Raw genomic sequence first — 5,115 nt, forward strand, 5'->3', positions numbered from 1 at the left:
TGCGACACATGAGCAGTGGCAGCACCTGGTCGCGGGTGTCCTGCGCAAGTCGGGTAAGGAAGTATCGGCCGGGGAAGCGGAAGACACCCTGAGCACCGCGGTGGAGGACGGGCTGCGCGCCCGCCCCCTCTACACCGCGCACGACGACGCCCCAGCCGCCGGGCTTCCCGGCTTCGCCCCCTTCGTACGCGGCAGCCGCCCCGAGGGGAACGCGCTGGGCGGCTGGGACGTGCGCCAGCAGCACACCCGCGCCGACTCCGCGGCGGTCCTCGCCGATCTGGAGAACGGGGTCACGTCCCTGTGGCTGACGGTCGGCGGACCCGCGGGCATCGCGGTCGCCGACCTGCCCGCCACGCTCGACGGCGTGTACCTCGATCTCGCCCCGATCGCGCTGGACGCCGGTCCGGCGACCGCCGAGGCCGCCGAGCAGCTGTTCGCGCTGTACGCGGCGAAGGGCGTCGCCGACGACGCGGTACGCGGCAACCTGGGCGCCGATCCGCTGGGCCACGAGGCCCGCACCGGGCGCTCGTTCGACCTCGCGCCCGTTCTCGGCCTGGCCCGGCGGTGCGCCGAGCGGCACCCGTCGCTGCGCGCCCTGACGGTGGACGCGCTGCCGTACCACGAGGCGGGCGGCTCGGCCGCGCAGGAGCTGGGCGCCTCGCTGGCCACCGGCGTCGCCTACCTGCGGGCGCTGACGGACGCGGGCCTGAGCGTCGAACAGGCGCTGGGCCAGCTGGAGTTCCGCTACGCGGCGAGCGCCGACCAGTTCCTGACCATCGCCAAGTTCCGTGCGGCACGCCGTCTGTGGGCCCGGGTGGCCGAGGCGTGCGGCGCCCCGGAGGCGGGCGCGCAGCTCCAGCACGCGGTGACCTCGCCGGTGATGATGACGCGCCGCGACCCGTGGGTGAACATGCTGCGCACGACGATCGCGACGCTCGCGGCCGGGGTCGGCGGCGCCGACGCCGTGACGGTGCTGCCGTTCGATCACGCGCTGGGCCTGCCGGACGCGTTCGCGCGCCGCATCGCGCGCAACACGTCGACGATCCTCGTCGAGGAGTCGCATCTGGCGCGGGTCATCGACCCGGCCGGCGGCTCCTGGTACGTGGAGCGGCTGACCGACGAACTGGCGCACGCGGCCTGGGAGTTCTTCCAGGAGATCGAGCGCGCGGGTGGTCAGGCGGCCGCGCTGGGCTCGCGCCTGGTGCACGACCGCATCGCCGCGACGTGGGCCGTGCGCAGTGCACGGCTCGCCGAGCGCCGCGAGCCGGTGACGGGGGTCAGCGAGTTCCCGCTGCTGGCCGAGCAGCCCGTGGTCAGGGAGCCCGTGGCGGCGCCGGAGGGCGGCGGGCTGCCCAGGGTGCGCCGCGACGAGGCGTTCGAAGCACTGCGGGCCCGCTCGGACACGTATCTCGCACGGACCGGCGCCCGCCCGAAGGTGTATCTGGCCGCGCTGGGTCCGGCGGCGGCGCACACGGCGCGGCTGACGTTCGCGGCGAACCTGTTCCAGGCGGGCGGCGTCGAGCCGGTCACCGAGGGCACGTTCGAGGAGAGCGGGGCGCGTGAGGTGTGCCTGTGCTCGAGCGACCAGGTGTACGCGGAGCTGGCCGACGAGACGGCCGGCACACTGCGCGCGGCCGGTGCCGCACACGTGTCCCTGGCCGGCCGGCCCGGCTCGTACGCGGACATCGACTCGTACGTCTTTGCAGGCTGTGACGCCGTGGCCGTGCTGTCCGCCACGCTCGACCGCATGGGAGTGTCCTGATGTCCGTACCCGACTTCTCCGGTGTCGAGCTGGGCGCCCCCGGCGCGGGGCCCGGCGCCGATGTGTGGCAGGCCGCGGTCAAGCAGGCCGCCGACGGTGCGGACCTGCTGTGGGAGACGCCCGAGGGCATCGGTGTGAAGCCGCTGTACACGGGGCGTGACCTGGAGGGTCTTGACTTCCTCGGCACGTACCCGGGTGCGGCGCCGTACCTGCGCGGCCCGTACCCGACGATGTACGTGAACCAGCCGTGGACCATCCGCCAGTACGCGGGTTTCTCCACGGCGGAGGAGTCCAACGCGTTCTACCGGCGCAATCTGGCGGCCGGTCAGAAGGGCCTGTCCGTCGCGTTCGACCTGCCGACGCACCGCGGCTACGACAGTGATCACCCGCGCGTGACGGGTGACGTCGGCATGGCGGGCGTCGCGATCGACTCGATCTACGACATGCGCCAGCTGTTCGACGGCATCCCGCTGGACAGGATGTCGGTGTCGATGACCATGAACGGCGCGGTGCTGCCGATCCTGGCGCTGTACATCGTGGCGGCCGAGGAGCAGGGCGTACCGCCCGAGAAGCTGGCCGGGACCATCCAGAACGACATCCTCAAGGAGTTCATGGTCCGCAACACCTACATCTATCCGCCGGGTCCGTCGATGCGGATCATCTCCGACATCTTCGCGTACACGTCGCGGCGGATGCCGCGGTACAACTCGATCTCGATCTCCGGGTACCACATCCAGGAGGCGGGGGCGACGGCCGATCTGGAGCTGGCGTACACGCTCGCGGACGGGGTCGAGTACATCCGGGCGGGGCGCGAGGCGGGGCTGGACGTGGACGCGTTCGCACCGCGGCTGAGCTTCTTCTGGGCGATCGGCATGAACTTCTTCATGGAGGTCGCGAAGCTCCGCGCGGCGCGGCTGCTGTGGGCGAAGCTGGTCAGGCAGTTCGACCCGCAGAACGCCAAGTCGCTCTCCCTGCGCACCCATTCACAGACGTCGGGCTGGTCGTTGACGGCTCAGGACGTGTTCAACAACGTGACGCGCACGTGTGTCGAGGCGATGGCGGCGACCCAGGGCCACACCCAGTCGCTGCACACGAACGCGCTGGACGAGGCGCTCGCGCTGCCGACCGACTTCTCCGCGCGCATCGCCCGCAACACCCAGCTCCTCATCCAGCAGGAGTCCGGCACCACGCGCACGATCGACCCGTGGGGCGGCAGCGCGTACGTGGAGAAGCTGACGTACGACCTGGCGCGGCGGGCCTGGCAGCACATCCAGGAGGTCGAGCAGGCGGGCGGCATGGCGCGGGCCATCGACGCGGGCATCCCGAAGCTGCGGGTCGAGGAGGCGGCGGCGCGCACGCAGGCCCGCATCGACTCGGGCCGCCAGCCGGTGATCGGCGTCAACAAGTACCGGGTCGACAGCGACGAGCAGATCGACGTGCTCAAGGTCGACAACTCGTCGGTGCGGGCACAGCAGATCGCCAAGCTGCGACGGCTGCGCGAGGAGCGCGACGAGTCGGCCTGCCAGGACGCGCTCGCGGCGCTGACCCGGGCGGCCGGCGGCGACGGCAACCTCCTGGAGCTCGCGGTGGACGCGGCGCGCGCCAAGGCGACCGTCGGGGAGATCTCGGACGCGCTGGAGAAGGTGTACGGGCGGCACGCGGGCCAGATCCGTACGATCTCCGGCGTGTACCGCAACGAGGCAGGAGAGTCCGCGTCCGTGGACCGCACGAGGGAACGGGTCGACGCGTTCGCCGAGGCGGAGGGGCGCAGGCCGCGCATCCTGGTCGCGAAGATGGGCCAGGACGGCCACGACCGCGGCCAGAAGGTCATCGCGACGGCCTTCGCCGACCTGGGCTTCGACGTGGACGTCGGCCCGCTGTTCCAGACGCCGGGCGAGGTGGCGCGGCAGGCCGTCGAGGCGGACGTGCACGTCGTCGGCGTGTCCTCGCTGGCGGCCGGGCACCTGACGCTGGTGCCGGCGCTGCGGGAGGCGCTCGCGGAGGAGGGCCGGCCGGACATCATGGTCGTGGTCGGCGGGGTGATCCCGCCGCAGGACGTGCCGACGCTGCTCGAGATGGGTGCGACGGCGGTCTTCCCGCCGGGCACGGTCATCCCGGACGCCGCCCACGACCTCGTGGAACGCCTCGCGGGCGACCTCGGGCACGATCAGTAGTCCGATGGCGCCTCTCGATCTGGACACGTACGTCAAGGGCGTCCTCGACGGGAAGCGGGCGCTGGTCGCCCGTGCGGTGACGCTGGTGGAGTCGACCCGTCCGCAGCACCGGGCCCTCGCCCAGGAGTTGCTGACCGCGCTGCTGCCGCACAGCGGGCGGTCGCGGCGGATCGGGATCAGCGGGGTGCCGGGGGTGGGCAAGTCGACGTTCATCGACGCCTTCGGCACCATGCTGACCGGTCTCGGGCACCGGGTCGCCGTCCTCGCCGTCGACCCGTCGTCGACGCGGACCGGGGGCTCGATCCTGGGCGACAAGACGCGCATGGAGCGGCTCTCGGTCGACCCGCACGCGTTCGTGCGGCCCTCCCCCAGCGCGGGCACGCTCGGCGGGGTCGCCAAGGCGACCCGGGAGTCGATGGTCGTGATGGAGGCCGCGGGGTACGACGTGATCCTCGTGGAGACCGTCGGTGTCGGGCAGTCGGAGACCGCGGTCGCCGACATGGTCGACACGTTCCTGCTGCTGAGCCTCGCACGGACCGGTGACGGTCTCCAGGGCATCAAGAAGGGCGTCCTGGAGCTGGCCGACGTCATCGCGGTGAACAAGGCGGACGGCCCGCACGAGCGGGACGCCCGCGCGGCCGCGCGTGAACTGGCGTCCGCGCTGCGGCTGATGCACGGCAAGGACGCGTTCTGGACCCCGCCCGTGCTGCACTGCAGCGCGCGCGAGTCGACGGGCCTGGACACGGTGTGGGAGCGGCTGGAGCAGCACCGGACGCTGCTGGACTCGACGGGCCGGCTCGCCGAGCGGCGCCGCACGCAGCAGGTCGGCTGGACGTGGGCGATGGTCCGCGACGAGCTGCTCGGCATGCTGCACGCGGATCCGGCCGTACGGTCCCTCGCACCCGGCCTCGAACAGCAGGTCAGGGACGGGGAGTTGACGGCGACGACGGCCGCGGAGCGGCTGCTCGGCGCGTTCCGCGACACCCTGGCGCAGGGCCCCGCGACGCCCTGACCCGGGTGCGACACGCCGGGCCCCTGGCCGCGAGGGCGGTAGATCGACTTGACTGGGGTCATGACCACCCTGCCGCACCAGCCCCAACAGCAGCGCCCGCGGGGCCACATGATCGTGTGCGGTGACGACGCGCTCGCCGAGCGGCTGGCGTCGGAGCTGCGCACGGT

Annotated in this window: 3 protein-coding genes; all 3 read left to right on the plus strand. The window is 72.7% G+C overall.

What is annotated here, in order from left to right:
- Positions 1 to 1,762, plus strand: a 1,762-nt coding sequence (locus GTW43_RS05530) for a methylmalonyl-CoA mutase family protein (RefSeq protein ID WP_161300491.1), incomplete at its 5' end; no start/stop codon positions are given.
- Positions 1,762 to 3,936, plus strand: coding sequence for a methylmalonyl-CoA mutase (gene scpA / locus GTW43_RS05535; protein ID WP_161300492.1), 2,175 nt, complete (start codon positions 1,762 to 1,764; stop codon positions 3,934 to 3,936). The genes GTW43_RS05530 and scpA, both read left to right, overlap by 1 nt.
- A 4-nt stretch (positions 3,937 to 3,940) precedes the next feature.
- Positions 3,941 to 4,948: a methylmalonyl Co-A mutase-associated GTPase MeaB gene (meaB, locus tag GTW43_RS05540; protein WP_161300493.1), complete on the plus strand. Its 1,008-nt coding sequence runs from the start codon at positions 3,941 to 3,943 to the stop codon at positions 4,946 to 4,948.
- Positions 4,949 to 5,115 lie beyond the last annotated feature (167 nt).

Source organism: Streptomyces sp. SID5785 (assembly GCF_009870065.1).
Classification (GTDB): Bacteria; Actinomycetota; Actinomycetes; order Streptomycetales; family Streptomycetaceae; genus Streptomyces.

Coding starts and splice junctions, on each gene's coding strand:
- scpA (WP_161300492.1), top strand. CDS start 1,762: ATGTCCGTACCCGACTTCTCCGGTGTCGAGCTGGGCGCCCCCGGCGCG.
- meaB (WP_161300493.1), top strand. CDS start 3,941: ATGGCGCCTCTCGATCTGGACACGTACGTCAAGGGCGTCCTCGACGGG.